The 16,516-nt window shown below is 40.4% G+C and carries 16 protein-coding genes and 1 pseudogene; 12 read left to right on the plus strand and 5 right to left on the minus strand.

The window, feature by feature from the left end; all coding sequences use genetic code 11:
• Positions 1-73: 73 nt before the first annotated feature.
• Entirely contained in the window at positions 74-2,623 is a 2,550-nt protein-coding gene (locus tag ACRWQM_RS01420; RefSeq protein ID WP_434931012.1) for a penicillin-binding protein 1A, read from the minus strand.
• Between the two features lie 186 nt (positions 2,624-2,809).
• Here ACRWQM_RS01420 and ACRWQM_RS01425 point away from each other — a divergent pair, with 186 nt between their 5' ends.
• The 9 genes from ACRWQM_RS01425 (at position 2,810) to ACRWQM_RS01465 (ending at position 11,817) form a co-directional block, all read left to right on the plus strand.
• Positions 2,810-3,889, plus strand: a complete 1,080-nt coding sequence (locus ACRWQM_RS01425; RefSeq protein WP_434931013.1) for a pilus assembly protein PilM — start codon at positions 2,810-2,812, stop codon at positions 3,887-3,889.
• Complete coding sequence (locus ACRWQM_RS01430; protein WP_226412816.1) at positions 3,877-4,461, plus strand: PilN domain-containing protein; 585 nt, start codon at positions 3,877-3,879, stop codon at positions 4,459-4,461. The genes ACRWQM_RS01425 and ACRWQM_RS01430 overlap by 13 nt, the downstream gene beginning before the upstream one ends.
• Positions 4,458-5,075: a type 4a pilus biogenesis protein PilO gene (locus ACRWQM_RS01435; RefSeq protein WP_226412818.1), complete on the plus strand. Its 618-nt coding sequence runs from the start codon at positions 4,458-4,460 to the stop codon at positions 5,073-5,075. The genes ACRWQM_RS01430 and ACRWQM_RS01435 overlap by 4 nt, the downstream gene beginning before the upstream one ends.
• Positions 5,076-5,594 carry a pilus assembly protein PilP gene (locus ACRWQM_RS01440; protein WP_434927413.1) on the plus strand — a complete coding sequence of 173 codons (519 nt, stop codon included), beginning with the start codon at positions 5,076-5,078 and terminating at the stop codon, positions 5,592-5,594.
• A gap of 22 nt (positions 5,595-5,616) precedes the next feature.
• Entirely contained in the window at positions 5,617-7,665 is a 2,049-nt protein-coding gene (locus ACRWQM_RS01445) for a type IV pilus secretin PilQ (protein ID WP_434927412.1), read from the plus strand.
• Positions 7,666-7,889: 224 nt separating this feature from the next.
• Positions 7,890-8,405: a shikimate kinase AroK gene (aroK, locus tag ACRWQM_RS01450; protein ID WP_188842299.1), complete on the plus strand. Its 516-nt coding sequence runs from the start codon at positions 7,890-7,892 to the stop codon at positions 8,403-8,405.
• A gap of 8 nt (positions 8,406-8,413) precedes the next feature.
• On the plus strand, positions 8,414-9,490 hold the full coding sequence (gene aroB / locus ACRWQM_RS01455) for a 3-dehydroquinate synthase (RefSeq protein WP_434927411.1): 1,077 nt from the start codon (positions 8,414-8,416) through the stop codon (positions 9,488-9,490).
• A gap of 19 nt (positions 9,491-9,509) precedes the next feature.
• Complete coding sequence (locus ACRWQM_RS01460) at positions 9,510-10,913, plus strand: AAA family ATPase (protein WP_434931014.1); 1,404 nt, start codon at positions 9,510-9,512, stop codon at positions 10,911-10,913.
• 61 nt (positions 10,914-10,974) lie between these two features.
• A complete protein-coding gene (locus ACRWQM_RS01465) occupies positions 10,975-11,817 on the plus strand; it encodes a Dam family site-specific DNA-(adenine-N6)-methyltransferase (RefSeq protein ID WP_434927409.1) in 843 nt (280 codons plus the stop codon).
• 10 nt (positions 11,818-11,827) lie between these two features.
• On the opposite strand, the gene ACRWQM_RS01470 is transcribed toward ACRWQM_RS01465, so the two are convergent.
• The gene (locus tag ACRWQM_RS01470) at positions 11,828-12,007 is read right to left on the minus strand and encodes a DUF2970 domain-containing protein (protein ID WP_434927408.1); all 180 of its coding nucleotides are present in this window, start codon (positions 12,005-12,007) and stop codon (positions 11,828-11,830) included.
• A gap of 2 nt (positions 12,008-12,009) precedes the next feature.
• Positions 12,010-12,375, minus strand: a complete 366-nt coding sequence (locus ACRWQM_RS01475) for a hypothetical protein (RefSeq protein WP_434931015.1) — start codon at positions 12,373-12,375, stop codon at positions 12,010-12,012.
• 386 nt (positions 12,376-12,761) lie between these two features.
• Between ACRWQM_RS01475 and rpe the strand changes: the two genes are divergently transcribed.
• The 3 genes and pseudogenes from rpe to trpS all read left to right on the plus strand — a co-directional run bounded on the left by rpe (position 12,762) and on the right by trpS (position 15,184).
• Positions 12,762-13,430, plus strand: coding sequence for a ribulose-phosphate 3-epimerase (gene rpe, locus ACRWQM_RS01480; RefSeq protein WP_226412835.1), 669 nt, complete (start codon positions 12,762-12,764; stop codon positions 13,428-13,430).
• Positions 13,431-13,472: 42 nt separating this feature from the next.
• A pseudogene (locus ACRWQM_RS01485) lies at positions 13,473-14,152 on the plus strand (phosphoglycolate phosphatase).
• A gap of 33 nt (positions 14,153-14,185) precedes the next feature.
• Positions 14,186-15,184: a tryptophan--tRNA ligase gene (gene trpS / locus ACRWQM_RS01490; protein ID WP_434927405.1), complete on the plus strand. Its 999-nt coding sequence runs from the start codon at positions 14,186-14,188 to the stop codon at positions 15,182-15,184.
• A 71-nt stretch (positions 15,185-15,255) separates the two neighbouring features.
• Here the strand turns inward: trpS and ACRWQM_RS01495 are convergent, their stop codons facing one another.
• A complete protein-coding gene (locus ACRWQM_RS01495) occupies positions 15,256-15,837 on the minus strand; it encodes a BON domain-containing protein (RefSeq protein WP_226412841.1) in 582 nt (193 codons plus the stop codon).
• Positions 15,834-16,427 (minus strand): phosphoheptose isomerase, encoded by a 594-nt coding sequence (locus tag ACRWQM_RS01500; protein WP_226412843.1) that lies wholly within the window; start codon positions 16,425-16,427, stop codon positions 15,834-15,836. The genes ACRWQM_RS01495 and ACRWQM_RS01500 overlap by 4 nt, the downstream gene beginning before the upstream one ends.
• Positions 16,428-16,516: the final 89 nt, after the last annotated feature.

Consider the following 16,516-nt stretch of genomic DNA (forward strand, 5'->3'; position numbering starts at 1 on the left):
CTCATATTCAAACGAACATAAAAAAGCCGTATTAAGTTTTAACTGAATACGGCTTTATCATTTTCATCATTAGCTATTGGAATAAATCTTCCGCAACGCTATCAATAAATGTCTCACCAGAGCTTTGAGTTTCTATCGCATATTCTTTGGGCTCAGTGCCAGCAACAAAATATTCAAATGCGGTTGTGTGATCAGTCTTTCTTGTGAGCTTACCTGTTTCTAAATCAATACGAACAGAGATAATGCCTTTTGGTGGTTCAGCCGATACTTCGGTTGTGCCTTTTAATGCTTTATTCATAAAGTCATTCCAGCCAGGGCCAGCGGTTTTTGCGCCGGCTTCTCCGCCTGATATTTGATCAGGAGCACCGCTAGCCATCCAACTGGCACGCCCTAGTTGACGGCCGTGGTCATCAAATCCTACCCAAAATGTCGAAGTTAACGTAGGGTTAAATCCACTAAACCAAGTGTCACGAGATTCGTTGGTTGTTCCTGTTTTACCTGCAATGTCATGGCGTTTAAGTAACTTAGATGCACGCCACGCAGTACCATTCCAACCAGTACCTTTACTCCAATCTCCGCCACCCCATATAACACTTTTAAGCGATTCGGTGATCAAAAAGGCAGTTTGCTCTGAAATAACTTGCTTAGCATAGCGGCCATTTTGACGATTACAGACTAATTCAGTATCTGAATTAGCGGCTGATAAATCTTGATTCATTGCAGCAAAAAAATCGCTGCTAGCCTCATCGTCAGATGGCTCGCTAATCGTTTGCTCATTTAAACCGGATGAACAAGCCAGAGTAGGAGATGCTTGCTCAATGACATTATCGTATGAATCTGTTACGTGGTCGATAAAGTAAGGTTCAACTAAATAACCGCCATTGGCGAACACGTTAAACGCAGTGGCTACCTGTAAAGGTGTCACCGAAGGTGAGCCTAAAGCCAAAGATTCATTACGGGGTAAATCTTTAGCATCAAAGCCAAATTTTACCAGTTCATCAGTGGCATTTTGTAAACCTACATGACGAAGCGCGCGTACCGCCATAACGTTAATCGATTGAGCTAAACCTACTCTTAGTCGAGTTGGCCCGCCATAGATATCTGGCGAATTTTTAGGACGCCATGCAGTGCCTTGGCGAGTATCAGGCTTATTAATAGGCGCATTATTAATTAAGGTCGCAAGAGTCCAGTCTTTCTCAAGGGCCGAAGCATAAATAAATGGTTTAATATTTGAGCCGAGTTGACGCTTAGCTTGGGTCACTCGGTTAAACTGGCTTTTGCTAAAACTAAATCCACCAACCAGTGTGCGAATAGCCCCATCAAATGGGTCTAAACTTACCGTGGCACTGGCAACCTCAGGAATTTGCGATAATTGCCAAAAGCTGCCGTTATTACGCACATAGACTTGCTGTCCCCGCGATAAAACATCAGTAGCAAGCTTAGGCGGTAAACCTTGACGTTTATCAGTGATAAATTTACGTGCCCATTTTAATCCTGACCATTCAATGGTTATTTCAGAACCATCAGCAAGCATCATTTTTGCTTGTTGATCTGTAACAGACATTACTGCTGCAGGTAAAATACCTTGCATTGGTGGCGTTTGGGCTAACTGTTCAATAATCTCAGTACGACCAAGTGGCGTTCCTGTCCAGAGTTGCGAAATTGGACCGCGATACCCATGACGTTGATCGTATGCGAATACGTTATCTCGTAATGCATCCTGAGCCATTAACTGTAAATCAGATGAAATAGTGGTGTAAACATTATAGCCATTGGTATAAGCCGCTTCTTCACCGTATTTCTGGATCATGTAATCGCGGGCCATTTCAGAAATATATGGGGCATATAAGTCAATTTCTGAACCGTGATATCGTGCCGTAAGCGGGGCGTCAATCGCTTCTTGATATTCTGCCTCAGTAATGTTGTTTTTCTCTAACATTCTGCTTAATACCCAGTTACGACGTGCTTGAGCTCTAGCGGGGTTACGTATTGGGTTGGCCGCTGATGGTGCTTGAGGCAAGCCCGCAATCATTGCCATTTCTGGTAATGACAACTCATTTAAGTTCTTACCATAATAAACTTGCGCCGCTGCCCCAACACCGTATGCGCGGTTTCCTAAAAATGAGCGATTTAAATATAAGGTTAAAATTTCATGTTTAGTGAGGGCTTTTTCAATTTTTAACGCGAGAAAAATTTCTTTTACTTTACGAATATATGTTTTTTCGTTTGATAAGAAAAAGCCTCGAGCAACTTGCTGGGTTATAGTACTCGCACCTTGGCTTTTTTTGCCTGTAGTAATTAAAATTGTTGCAGCACGAATAATACCGATTGGATCAATACCTTTATGTTCAAAAAATCTCGCATCTTCGGTATCAAGTACAGCATTGATAAGCTGTTGTGGCACGTCTTCAAACTCAACAGGCACTCGACGTTTCTCACCAAATTGAGAAATGAGTTTGCCGTCACTACTATATATACGCAGTGGTGTTTGTAATTGAACTGTTTTTAGTGAGTTAACATCAGGTAAGTCAGGTAAAACATAAAAATATGCTGCAGCAATAGCACCTACACCAAGTAAAGAAAGACTAAAAAAAGCAATTATTAATCGTTTAAACCACTTCACGCATGTATTCCAAAAAAACTTAAATAGGGCGATAGTATATAAGCCGCAACCATTTTGGTGAAGTAAAAACGTATAAACAAAAAAATAGTGTTTGTACAATATAGAAACATTTTGTACAAATAAGTGTAACGAGATGATTTTGTGCTACTATATTTTAAAACAATAAAAGAATTGTGATGACGGAATATGCTTTCTAAATTATGGAAGCGTCAAGCTCCGCAAATGGTGGGGGTCGATATTGGCTCCCATGAAGTAAAAGCCATATTGCTTAGTAAGACTGCTGATGGATATAAAATTCAAAATTATGCAACTGTGCCAATTAAAAAAGGTGCCGTTGCCGATCATGATATTCGCGATTCTGAAGCCGTATTAGAATCGTTAAGACAAGTGAAACGTTCTTTGCCCAAAGGGGTGAAGTTCGCTTCTGTCGCTGTTTCTGGGTCCGCGGTTATGACCAAAGTGATTTACATGGATGCTTCATTGAGTGAAGAAGAGATGGAAGCACAAATTGAAATCGAAGCAGATAACTTGATCCCCTATTCACTCGATGAAGTCAGTATCGATTTCGAAACTCTGAGTCAAAACAGCACCGACCCGACAAAGGTGGATGTTTTACTCAGTGCTTGTCGTACAGAAAATATTGACTCACGTGTTGATGCTTTAGATGCTGTCGAATTAGATGTGAAAGTGGTTGATGTTGAAGGGTATGCGTTAGGTCGCTCAGCTGAGTTGATTTACGCACAACTTCCAGAAGGCGCTAAAGACAAAACCATTGCGATGGTAGATGTCGGTGCTAATATCACTACATTTGCCGTTGTCGAACGCGGTGAAACGACTTTTATTCGTGAGCAAGCATTTGGTGGGGAGCTATTCACTCAGTCTATTTTATCATTTTATGGTATGTCCCATGCCGAAGCTGAATTAGCTAAAGTGAGTGGTAACTTACCTAGAAACTATATGTTTGAAGTGTTATCCCCATTTCAAACTCAACTGCTGCAACAAATAAAGCGTACTTTACAGATTTACTGCACAGCCAGTGGCCGTGACAAAGTGGATTACGTGGTGTTATGTGGCGGAACCGGTAGATTAGAAGGTATGGCAACCGTATTAACTAATGAACTTGGCGTTTATGCCATTGTCGCGGATCCCTTTCAAGGCTGTTTGTATGCCGATGAAGCAATTAAATCCCAATTACAGCCATCAATTAATAAGTTCATGGTAGCAAGTGGCTTGGCGCTGAGGAGTTACGCTCAATGGCGAACATAAATTTACTCCCGTGGCGAGAAGAAGCACGGGAAAAACAAAAGCGTGACTTTATTGGTATCCTTGCACTAGTCTTTCTAGTGACATCTTTATTAGTCTATTTGTTTATTAGTTACATTGAATTAGTGACCGATGATCAACGTCAGCGTAATAGTTATTTAATGTCTGAAATTTCCTTATTAGATACTCAGATTGCAGAAATTAGCGAAATAACCAAACGTAAAAAAGATATTGAACGTCGAACTGAAATTATTTTAGCACTTCAGCAATCTCGTAACTTACCCACTCATGTATTAGATGAGTTGGTTAGGATCGTTCCACCAGGCATTTATTTATCGAGTATTGAGAAAAAAGGCAGCACCCTTTGGATTGAAGGTCGCAGCGAGTCAAATAATAACGTTGCAAATATGATGAGGAAAGTGACAACTTCTGAGTATTTATCTGATCCAAGCATGCAGTCTATTATTTCTCAAAATGAAGAATTACGCCAATTGCAGCGGTTCAAGCTAAAAGTGTCTATTACTAATCAGTTCGGTAATCAAGCCCTTGATATGCAACAAGGAGCGAAAAAATGAATTTAGATTTAGACCAATTTAATGATATTGATTTTGAAAATATTGGTGGCTGGCCTAAGTTAGTCAAGCTCGTTTTTGCAGCGTTCTTATCTATATGCGTTATTGGTGCCAGTTATTATCTGTTTATTGCCGATACCATTTCAGTAATGGAGTCAGAACAAAATAAAGAAATCGAATTAAAAGCTGATTTTGAGACTAAATATCGATTAGCTGCTAATCTAAAGTTATACCGCGAACAACTTGTTATCATGGAAATGCAATTTGCCGAGTTATTAAAAATGCTGCCTTCTGAAAATGAAATGCCAGGATTACTTGATGATATAACTTTTGCAGCAACCGATGCGGGTTTAAGAATAAACAGTTTAGACTGGGATAATGAAATTGAACGTGATTTCTATATCGAATTTCCTATTAGGTTAAATGTTGAGGGTGATTATCATGAAATAGGCAATATGGTTAGTGGTGTTGCAAAGCTCCCACGTATTGTTAGTTTGCATGATTTTACTATTACCTACAAAGAGGGCGGTGGTTTGTCTATGGCTATTTTAGCTAAAACCTATCGCTTTAAAGAAGGTGCAGAGTTACCTAAAGAAATTGCTAAGGGGAAGAATTAAATGAAACTCTTACCCGTTTTTATTGGTGTTAGCTTGTTATTGACAGGCTGTATTGGTGACCGCAGTGATTTAGAGTTGTTTGTTACGACCACTAAAGCACAGCATGTTGCCCGTATTCCACCACTAACAGAAACACCAAAGTTTGAGCATTTTTCATATCAAGCTGAATTAATGCGCAGCCCTTTTGTGCCGCCTTCAAGAGAGTTAACCGAAGAGGTTATTGATACCTCAAAAGACTGTTTACAACCCGACTTGGCAAGACGTAAAGGCAGATTGGAAACCTACGCGCTAGATAATTTAAGAATGCGTGGTACGTTAAGTGAAGACGATAGTATTTGGGCATTAATCGAATCAGCCGATGCTAATGTTTATCGTATGGGTGTGGGCGAGTATTTAGGGCTTTATCATGGTCGCATTTCAAATGTAACGCCCCAATATATCGAAATTATAGAATTAATTCCTGATGGTTCAGGTTGTTGGGCTGAACGTCCTAGCAACTTAGAATTATCTGGCAAATAACCATGCGAAGGATGAGAGAATAATGAAATCTTCTGCCGCGATGAGAAAATCAATGACGAATTCATCAATAATAAAAACCCTTCTAGGGTCAGTGCTATTAATTTTTGCCTTGCCGAGTGCTTTTGCGGCTAATCGCCTATTGGATGTGAAATATCATTCAATTGTCGATCATCAATTAGAATTAGAGCTGGTATTCGAGTCTGAAATCACTTCCCCTACAGTGGACCTTTCAGCCAATCCGGCCGAAATTATTTTAAACTTTGATGACACCATCTCTAGCTTAGCGAAAGATAAATTACCGATCGATAGTGTGGGTGTGAAATATCTAACAGCTCAGCAACAAGCCAGTGATCTTTCAGTTATTGTTGCGCTCAAAAGTGTTAAGCCTTATCAGGGTAAAATTGAGGGTAATACTTATCGATTAACGATTAACGATGCGGTATCAGGGCCTTCTAGTGCTGATAATCCATTTGTGAATTCGATACAAAGTATTGATTTTAGAAGAAATGCAAAAGGTGGCGGAGAATTATTATTTAATCTCAGCAATCGCTCTGTGGCTGCCAATGTCGAGCAGGTTGGTGCCAAGCTCGAAATTAAATTATATAACACTAATATCGGTGATGACTTATTGTATGTCATGGATGTTCAGGACTTTGCAACTCCAGTCAGTAGTTTTGAAACATTTAAAGAAGACTTAACCTCACGAGTGTTAGTCGATGTAGGTGGCAACTATGAATACAATTACAAGCAAGATGGTAATGTATTTACTGTTAGTATCGATAAAATAGAAAGAGTATCTGTTGCTAAAGAGGCTAAGAAATATAATGGCCGCTCTTTATCATTAAATTTCCAAAATATTTCAGTCAGAACTGTTCTGCAAATTATTGCTGATTATAATAATTTCAACCTAGTCACGAGTGATACCGTCGAAGGAAATATTACCCTACGTTTAGATGATGTACCTTGGGATCAGGCATTAGACTTAATTTTGCAAACCAAAGGACTTGATAAACGTATTGAAGGTAATATTTTGATGGTTGCGCCGAGTGAAGAATTGGCTATCCGTGAAAGTAACGACCTTAAGAATAAGCAGGAAGTAAAAGAGTTAGCACCATTATACTCTGAGTACTTACAGATTAATTATGCTAAAGCGGTCGATATTGCTGAGCTATTAAAAGGTACAGACTCCAGCTTATTATCGACCCGTGGCAGTGTAGCAGTTGATGAACGTACTAACACTTTATTGGTGAAAGATACTGCAGAGATTTTAGAAAGTATTCATCGTTTAATAGAAGTGCTCGATATCCCTATAAAACAAGTGCTAATCGAAGCACGTATGGTTACTGTTAAAGATGATGTTTCTGAAGACTTAGGTATTCGCTGGGGCATCACAGATCAGCAGGGTACTAAAGGCTCTTCAGGTTCACTTGAAGGTGCGGGAAGCATAGCTGGTGGGCTTGTTCCAAGCTTAGATGATCGCTTAAACGTTAACTTGCCTGCGGCGATTTCGAACCCAACAAGTATTGCTTTCCATGTGGCAAAGTTAGCTGATGGTACCGTGCTTGACCTAGAGTTAAGTGCATTAGAGCAAGAAAACAAAGGCGAAATTATTGCAAGCCCACGTATTACAACCTCAAATCAAAAGGCTGCTTATATTGAGCAAGGTGTTGAGATTCCTTATGTGGAGTCAGCGTCAAGTGGTGCAACATCGGTTACCTTTAAGAAAGCTGTGTTGTCGTTACGTGTTACCCCACAAATTACCCCCGATAACCGTGTGATTTTAGATCTAGAAATCACCCAAGATTCACAGGGTAAAACGGTGCAAACCCCTACAGGTGAGGCTGTGTCTATCGATACGCAGCGCATTGGTACCCAAGTACTTGTGGATAACGGTGAGACGATTGTATTGGGTGGTATTTACCAACAGAACTTAATTAGCCGAGTGAGCAAGGTGCCAGTTCTAGGCGATATACCTTTAGTTGGCTTCTTATTCAGAAACACATCTGATAAAAACGAACGCCAAGAGCTATTGATTTTCGTGACCCCTAAGATTATTTCTGAAAAGTTATAACATACAATAAAATGATAAAGGCCAGCTAACTCTTAGCTGGCCTTTGCTTTTGGCTACATTATGGACTTTTATTGAATATAATTGCCACCATCACTTGCCAGCAGTAGCCTTAAGCTGAGATAATCCTCCGTCAAGTCTCAGTAGAGCAAGGTAATATTTTAAGCGGTCGGCTGTATCTTTAGTCGATCAGGCATTCTTTTATATAAGATTCAGACGTATACGAAATGGCTGAAAAACGTAATATTTTTCTAGTAGGCCCTATGGGCGCAGGTAAAAGCACAATTGGCCGTCATTTGGCTCAAATGCTGCATTTAGAATTCCACGATTCTGACCACGAGATTGAACAACGTACAGGCGCTGATATCGCTTGGGTGTTCGATGTTGAAGGTGAAGAAGGTTTCCGTCGTCGTGAAGCGCAAGTTATTGCCGATCTTTCAGAGAGGCAAGGTATTGTGTTAGCAACTGGTGGTGGCTCAGTTCAGAGTAAAGATATTCGCAATTATCTTTCTGCTCGCGGAATTGTGGTGTATTTAGAGACGACTATCGATAAACAAGTTGCTCGTACGCAACGTGATAAACGTCGTCCATTACTGCAAGTTGATGACCCACGCGAAGTTCTTGAGAACTTAGCAGAATCGCGTAATCCTTTGTACGAAGAGATTGCCGATGTCATCGTAAAGACAGACGAACAAAGTGCGAAAATTGTCGCAAATCAAATAATTGAGCAACTCGGTTTTTAGGTAAAGCAATGCAACAAATTCAGGTCGATTTAGGTGATAGAAGTTATCCTATTTATATAGGCCAGAATTTGATGCATGATAGCGCGCTTTTTAGCCGTTACCTTGCAAACAAGAATATACTCATCGTTAGCAATGACACTATTGCCCCTTTGTACTTATCTACATTGGAACAGGCAATGGTGTCTTGTGCGTCAGTTGAAAAAATTATTCTGCCTGATGGCGAGCAATTCAAAAATCTCGAGCATCTGGATCTTATTTTTTCAGCTTTGCTAGAGGGTAATTTTGCTCGTGATTCAGTTCTCGTTGCTTTGGGTGGTGGGGTTATCGGCGATATGACCGGTTTTGCGGCTGCATGTTATCAGCGTGGAATCGATTTTGTTCAAGTGCCGACGACATTATTGTCTCAAGTTGATTCTTCTGTTGGCGGCAAAACGGCTGTAAATCACCCCCTTGGCAAGAATATGATAGGCGCATTTTATCAACCTAAAAGCGTTATCATTGATACCAATTGCTTAAAAACCCTTCCTGCTAATGAATTTTCTGCTGGTATGGCAGAAGTCATCAAATATGGCATTATTTGGGATGGAGAGTTTTTTTCTTGGTTAGAGCAAAATGTCGCCGCGTTAAAAGCGTTAGATACACAGGCGTTGGAATATACCATAGCCAAATGCTGCCAGATTAAAGCTGATGTCGTCACACAAGACGAAACGGAACGCGGAGTCAGGGCGTTACTTAATCTTGGTCATACCTTCGGTCATGCTATAGAAGCTGAAATGGGCTATGGTACTTGGCTGCATGGTGACGCTGTCGCAGCAGGCACAATTCTTGCTGCATTGACTGCGCAAGAACTTGATTTGATAGATGAGTCAATAGTTTGTCGTATTAGAAATTTATTTGTTGCATTTGACCTACCCGTTAATGCGCCTAAGTCGATGGATTTTGATAGTTTTATTAAGCATATGCGCCGTGACAAGAAAGTATTAGCTGGTAAGATTCGATTAATTTTGCCAACTGCTTTAGGTCAGGCAGACGTTTTCAGTGATGTTAGTGAAGACTTACTTGAGCGGGTGATCAACCGCGCATAATTGACGTGTGGTGGATTTTTTGACTTCAGCATTATTATTACTGCCAACCCAAGAAGAGCTCGTTGAGCGACTTCAGCATACCGCCAGCTATAGTGGACAGTTACTGTTATTATGTGGCCAAAAAGGATCGGGTAAATCTACCTTAAGTGCAGCACTAGCCAGTGAACTTGATGATTATAATTCGGCGCTTGTCCTTTGCCCTCAGCATGCTGCTTCAGCAGAGATCCGACGTAAAATTCTGGTTCAATTAATTTCTTCGCCTATTTTCGACGATGAAATCCCCCTGATGGATACCATTATGCGTATTCAATCAACGTTGACTAAACCCTTACATATCATTATTGATGATGCCCATTTATTGCCAAAAACCTTATGGGCAGAATGCATTCTGCTATCAAAAATTCAATGTGGCGGCTCAAATGTTTCAGTGACTATGGCAATGGATTCCTCTTATCTTTCAAAATTAATGGCTGAGCTATCCAATGACATGCGTCAGTTATTATTGCCTATTACCATTGAGCCATTGCCGATAGCAGAGCGGGATGGTTTATATCAAAGCTTACTAATGAGATCCGGTAGTACCTCTTTTATCGCGAGAGATATTATTCATCGTCAGCTGGAGAATCAAGCTGGAACACCCTTTGAAGTCGTTGAATTATTAAAATTAGCGATAACCGAGCCGAAACAAAATAGCCCTGCTTGGGGGATGAAAATCAAATTAGCCTCGTTGTTAATGCTTGTGGCTGTATTGGTAATAATGGGCTACTTTGTTAAAAATGAGCCAAGGTTTAATCGAGTAGAATTAACCCTGCCACAGAAGCAATTGACCGCACTTCAGCAGCAACAACGAGACAGCGCTGAATCCTTTATCGTATTCTATGGTAAGACATTGATATCATCTATTAAGCCAGCGACAAAAAATAATCAAACTCATTCCCCTTTTGCGATACAGAGCATTAAACTACCCGGGATAGAAAAGGTGAGTCACAGTAGGGGGACTGAGCTTGTAATAGGCTCGACAGCGCTTAATAACAACGAGTCTATCGCTGATGCTGAAAGCTCTGCAGCTGAACCGAAAGCCGCTAGTTCGGATATGCCAAGTATTGTGAAAGATGTTCGCAAGCCAGTGCTCACAAAGATAAATGATAACAATGATCTACTTAATAAGGGCTATACGCTTCAGTTGGCCAGCGTAATAGATAAGAAATCATTAGAATCGATAATAACTAAAATCGGTAATAAAGAGTCTGTTTATATCGCTAAACATAAGCAGCGTTATGTGTTGTTGTTTGGTCAGTATTTTTCTCCACAGGAGGCTCAACAACAGGCTAAGCGGTTACAAGCTGAGCATGGCATAAGTGCTCCTTGGGTGAGAAAGTGGACCGATTTAAGCGAATATAGAATTGAACTGGAAAGTCGATGATAAATAAGTGTAAACAGAGTACAATCTCCAGCTTTAATTTTGGCAGCAAGTAACTTACTTTATGACAAAAAAGCATAGAGCCTTTCTAAAATGGGCGGGTGGAAAATTTAAACTCGTCGATGAATTGTCGAAACATCTACCAAAAGGTCAGCGACTAGTTGAACCTTTCGTTGGTGCTGGCTCAGTGTTTTTAAATACCCACTATGACGACTACTTGTTATGCGATATTAATCAAGATTTGATTAATCTTTATGAAATAGTAAAGCAAAAGCCAGATGCTTATATCAAGGCGACCAAAGCATTATTTGTTGCTGAAATGAATAACAAAGAAGCTTATTATCAGATACGTACCGATTTTAATTTGAGCCGTGATCCTTTTACCCGCTCGGTATATTTTTTATACTTAAATCGTTTTGGGTTCAATGGCTTGTGTCGATATAACCGCAAAGGTGGCTTTAACGTACCTTTCGGCTCATACAAGAAACCCTATTTCCCTGAAGCCGAAATTCGCCATTTTTCAGCTAAAGCCAAAAATGCCACATTTAAATGTATTGGTTATGAAGGTGCATTCGCTTTAGCAAAAGAAGGCGATGTTATTTATTGTGATCCACCTTATGCTCCATTATCGACCACCGCAAGTTTTACTACCTACGCAGGTCCAGGCTTTAGTTTAGATGATCAGGCATTACTTGCCAGACATTCACGTCATACAGCCCATAAACGCAATATTCCAGTGCTGATCAGTAATCATGACATTGCGCTGACCAGAGAGCTTTATCGTGGTGCAAAGCTTGCCACAATATCTGTGCAAAGAAATATTAGCCAGAAAGGTGCTTCGCGAATTAAAGTAGATGAAATTATGGCGCTATATGACCATCACTATTGTGACGATGAAGAAAACTAGGCTTGAGAGATTAGCTAAGGACTTGTTGCACAATAAAAATTAACGTTAAAACCATCACTACAGCTAGAGCAATGCCCATTAGAATAAAAGGCACAGGTGAAGTTGTTTTAAAATCTCGCTGACGATTACTATCGGTTTGTACCCCAAAAAATGCGGCAATCGTGCTGCTAAATACTCGCCAAAAAGACATTGTTAAATCTGCTCTGGCTTATTTGATGCAGGTATATCTGCAAGTGGTTTATCTTTATGACCATATAATAATTCAATTAAGTCGATAAAATGAAATTGACTTGAACGACTATTGCCAGAGATCCAATTTTTCCAACTTACATCATGTTCTTTGGTGGCACAGCGGTTGACCGGGTGGCTAGAGGGTAAACTCGCATTATAATTTACATCCGTATCACAGGCGCATGCCTGATCAATATTTTGTTTGGCTGACGATGAAAATGCAAAACTAATTAGCACGACCAAGGTTGAAGTCGTCACCATAGCAGCGATCGATTTTACTGACTTAGTGCTAAGGTACGAAAATAAACGATGTGGACGTAATTCCATAAGGGGATCCTTTCCATTAATTAACGCCAGTATATTGCTGGCATTGTTCGTTTTCACTTTCAACAAACTTGAACTTAATATAATTTGTTTTCTAAAAAATTTAATACTTAATTAACAATGTGTTAGTTTGCTTGATTTGCATTTAGCTTCTATGGAATTGATAGCTAGTTAGTCATACTAGTGCATTGGTACCATCTAGCTGTACCTGAAATACTGCCAAAATCTTATTCATTATACCAAATCCGTATAGTTTATGAACATTTACAGCATATTTATTTTAAAAATCAAACTTGTTGCATACCTAGGGCTTTTTTTTGTCGTTTAACTAGAGGCTTTTCGCCTCAAAGGGTAAACTATTACTTCATTTATTTTGCTGCGAGACCAAGATGCAACCTTATTTAATTGCTCCATCAATTTTATCTGCTGACTTTGCCCGTTTGGGTGACGATGTTAAAGCTGTACTCGATGCGGGTGCAGATGTGGTGCATTTTGATGTAATGGACAATCATTATGTCCCTAATCTTACTATAGGCCCTATGGTTTGTACGGCATTACGTCAATATGGGATCACTGCGGATATTGATGTTCATTTAATGGTTAAACCTGTAGATAGAATAGTACCTGACTTTGCTAAAGCAGGTGCATCAATTATTACCTTTCATCCAGAAGCGTCTGAGCATGTTGATCGTACCTTACAGTTGATTAAAGAATCAGGATGTAAAGCAGGTTTAGTGTTTAATCCTGGCACACCATTGCATTACTTAGACCATGTAATGGATAAGCTGGATGTTATTTTATTGATGTCGGTTAACCCAGGTTTTGGTGGGCAGTCATTTATTCCGTCAACATTAGATAAATTACGCCAAGTACGCCAACGTATTGATGCCAGTGGTTTTGATATTCGTTTACAAGTAGATGGCGGTGTTAAGGTTGATAACATTGCTGAAATCGCGGCAGCAGGTGCAGATATGTTTGTAGCGGGGTCGGCTATTTTTAGTCAACCTGATTATAAAACGGTCATAGATGAAATGCGCAGCGAGTTAGCAAAAGTATAGTCTATAACGTCAACTTTATTAGCAGTAAATAGTAGCCTAACCATGACAAATTTTGATCAAATACGTGCCATAGCCTTTGATTTGGATGGCACCTTAATTGACAGTGTGCCTGATTTGGCGGCCGCAACCAATGCAACATTACTTGAATTGGCTTTGCCACAAGCAAGTGAAGATCAAGTAAGGGGCTGGGTAGGCAATGGCGCTAAAATGCTTATGCACCGAGCGCTCAGCTTTGCACTGGCTAAAGAGGTTGATGAATCGCTATTAATAGACACTATGCCTAAGTTTATGCATCACTATGGTGTGTTTCTGGAGAAATATAGCCGATTATATCCCAACGTATTGTCGACGCTAATGGCTTTAAAACAGGCTGGCTATCGTTTAGCTGTGGTGACGAACAAACCCTATCGTTTCACTATTCCGCTATTAGAAGCGTTTGGTTTACGTGATTTCTTTGATCATGTGTTAGGGGGGATTCATTGGCAAAAATGAAGCCTGATCCATTACCCCTTAATCACCTTTTGCAGCAATGGCAAATTGAACCACAACAGTTGTTGATGATAGGCGACTCTAAGAATGATATCTTAGCAGCTAAATCGGCCAATGTTACAGTCATAGGGTTAACTTATGGTTATAACTATGGTGAACATATTCGTTTAAGTGAACCGAATGAAGTGTGTGATGACTTTGGCCAAATCGGTCAGTTTTTACTTTCTAAATAATTTTATAACACAGTAATTGGAGCAACAAAACCCATGACTAAACCCATAGTTTTCAGCGGAGCACAGCCATCAGGCGAGCTCACCATAGGTAATTATATGGGCGCGCTACGCCAGTGGGTGGCAATGCAAGACACACATGATTGTATTTATTGTGTCGTTGACTTGCATGCAATTACTGTTCGTCAAGACCCTGAGAAATTACGTGATGCGTGCTTAGATACATTAGCGCTGTATCTAGCCTGTGGTGTTGACCCTGATAAAAGTACCGTGTTTGTCCAGTCACATGTGCCGCAGCATACTCAGTTAAGTTGGGCGTTGAACTGTTACACCCAAATGGGTGAGCTAAATCGCATGACCCAGTTTAAAGACAAGTCACAAAAGCATGCTAACAATATTAATGTCGGTTTATTTGGTTACCCTGTATTGATGGCGGCAGATATTTTATTGTATCAAGCGCAATCAGTGCCTGTAGGGCAAGATCAAATGCAGCATCTTGAACTGACGCGTGATATTGCCACTCGCTTCAATAATGCCTATGGCGATACTTTTACCGTGCCTCAGGCATATATTCCAGAACACGGCGCTAAGGTAATGTCATTACAAGAGCCGCTGAAAAAAATGTCTAAGTCTGATGATAACCGCAATAATGTGATTGGTCTGCTAGAAGAGCCAAAGGCAATTCTGAAGAAAGTTAAAAAAGCCATGACAGACAGCGACGAGCCACCAGTGGTGCGTTTTGATGTTGAAAATAAACCCGGTGTATCGAACCTATTGAGCCTGATGTCAGGTGTAACGGGTAAGTCTATTGCGACTTTAGAAGCTGAGTTCGAAGGCAAAATGTACGGCCATTTAAAAGTTGAAGCAGGTGAAGCAGTTGTCGCTATGCTTGAGCCGTTACAGGAACGTTTTAAGCAGTATCGTGCCGATGAAGCTTACCTTGAGCAGGTGATGAAGCAAGGGGCTGAAAAAGCCAAAGCACGCGCCCAAGCGACTATAGACTTGGTGTATAAGAAAATCGGCATGATTGTATAGGGTTTCTTATGCATAAAAAAGCACCTTTTTAGGTGCTTTTTTGATTTATACAATTAGGTTTTAAAGTTCGACTAATCTTCTTCTTTGGGCTCGACATATTCGAACACTTTAACGACTTTACGAACTCCGGCGGTATTGCGGGCTACGTCAACGGCCAGATCAGCTTGGCTACGTTCAATCAAACCGAGTAAAAATACCTCGCCATTTTCAGTAATCACTTTAATGCGCGTCACATCTAATGATTTCTCATTCAACATACGGCCTTTTACTTTAGTGGTTACCCAAGTGTCATTGCTACGGGTGGTAAAAGAAGTGGGATTACCAATACGTATTTGATTATGAATTTTACCGCCAATATTTAACTCTTGTACTGCTTTAATTGCTTTATCGCGCAACATAGAGTTAGGCGCTTGCCCATACATTAATACGTTACCGTTCATCACCACGCCAGTTATATTGGTTTGATTATTTAAGTCTTCGTATTTTGAAAGGGCGCCAGTAATATCAAAGCCAGCATTGGTATCACTGATTTGAGTAGACATACTGCGCTCATCATTAGCCATCTTGGCGCCACCAACAGCGCCAACCATAACTGCCCCAGCACATCCTTGCAGCAAGGCTATAACCGAGATGATGGCAACAAGCTTTATCATGCTTGTTCATCCTGAGGGAACAACGTACGGTCAATATTGTCACATAAGCAGTGAATGACTAATAAATGTACCTCTTGAATACGCGCAGTAACATTTGATGGCACACGAATTTCAACATCGCCAGCACTCATCAAGCCTGCCATAGCGCCGCCATCTTTACCTGTCATTGCGACAATAGTCATATCACGGCTTAAAGCAGCTTCCATAGCTTTTATAATATTGCCAGAGTTACCACTGGTAGAAATAGCCAATAAAATATCACCAGGCTGGCCTAAGGCTAAAATCTGCTTAGAGAAAATTTCATCGTAACTGTAGTCATTCGCAATGGCTGTAATAGTTGATGTGTCGCAGCTTAATGCAATAGCCGGTAAAGGTGGGCGCTCAATTTCATAACGGTTAAGTAGCTCAGCCGAAAAATGCTGTGCATCACCGGCACTGCCGCCATTACCACATGAAAGAATTTTATTACCGCCGAGTAAACATTGCACCATCATTTCAGCAGCTTTTTCAATTGATTCAGGTAAGGCTTCCGCCGCATCAATTTTAGTTTGAATCGATTCTGTGAAACTGTCTTTAATACGTTCTAACATGCAACAATCCTTACGATATAGAATTTTTACTGGCGGCTAACTACCGGAGTGTATTGTCGCCAAGTCTGTGTCGATATAATGCCATAAAT

Source organism: Shewanella sp. HL-SH5 (genome assembly GCF_051163755.1).
Taxonomy (GTDB): domain Bacteria; phylum Pseudomonadota; class Gammaproteobacteria; order Enterobacterales; family Shewanellaceae; genus Shewanella; species Shewanella glacialimarina.

What these genes read in the sequence shown, in the direction of transcription:
- ACRWQM_RS01440 (WP_434927413.1), top strand. Translation starts at nt 5,076, where the DNA reads ATGAAACTCTTACCCGTTTTTATTGGTGTTAGCTTGTTATTGACAGGC.
- trpS (WP_434927405.1), top strand. Translation starts at nt 14,186, where the DNA reads ATGACTAAACCCATAGTTTTCAGCGGAGCACAGCCATCAGGCGAGCTC.
- ACRWQM_RS01425 (WP_434931013.1), top strand. Translation starts at nt 2,810, where the DNA reads ATGCTTTCTAAATTATGGAAGCGTCAAGCTCCGCAAATGGTGGGGGTC.
- ACRWQM_RS01435 (WP_226412818.1), top strand. Translation starts at nt 4,458, where the DNA reads ATGAATTTAGATTTAGACCAATTTAATGATATTGATTTTGAAAATATT.
- aroK (WP_188842299.1), top strand. Translation starts at nt 7,890, where the DNA reads ATGGCTGAAAAACGTAATATTTTTCTAGTAGGCCCTATGGGCGCAGGT.
- ACRWQM_RS01445 (WP_434927412.1), top strand. Translation starts at nt 5,617, where the DNA reads ATGAAATCTTCTGCCGCGATGAGAAAATCAATGACGAATTCATCAATA.
- ACRWQM_RS01475 (WP_434931015.1), bottom strand. Translation starts at nt 12,375, where the DNA reads ATGGAATTACGTCCACATCGTTTATTTTCGTACCTTAGCACTAAGTCA.
- rpe (WP_226412835.1), top strand. Translation starts at nt 12,762, where the DNA reads ATGCAACCTTATTTAATTGCTCCATCAATTTTATCTGCTGACTTTGCC.
- ACRWQM_RS01465 (WP_434927409.1), top strand. Translation starts at nt 10,975, where the DNA reads ATGACAAAAAAGCATAGAGCCTTTCTAAAATGGGCGGGTGGAAAATTT.
- ACRWQM_RS01430 (WP_226412816.1), top strand. Translation starts at nt 3,877, where the DNA reads ATGGCGAACATAAATTTACTCCCGTGGCGAGAAGAAGCACGGGAAAAA.
- ACRWQM_RS01495 (WP_226412841.1), bottom strand. Translation starts at nt 15,837, where the DNA reads ATGATAAAGCTTGTTGCCATCATCTCGGTTATAGCCTTGCTGCAAGGA.
- aroB (WP_434927411.1), top strand. Translation starts at nt 8,414, where the DNA reads ATGCAACAAATTCAGGTCGATTTAGGTGATAGAAGTTATCCTATTTAT.
- ACRWQM_RS01470 (WP_434927408.1), bottom strand. Translation starts at nt 12,007, where the DNA reads ATGTCTTTTTGGCGAGTATTTAGCAGCACGATTGCCGCATTTTTTGGG.
- ACRWQM_RS01500 (WP_226412843.1), bottom strand. Translation starts at nt 16,427, where the DNA reads ATGTTAGAACGTATTAAAGACAGTTTCACAGAATCGATTCAAACTAAA.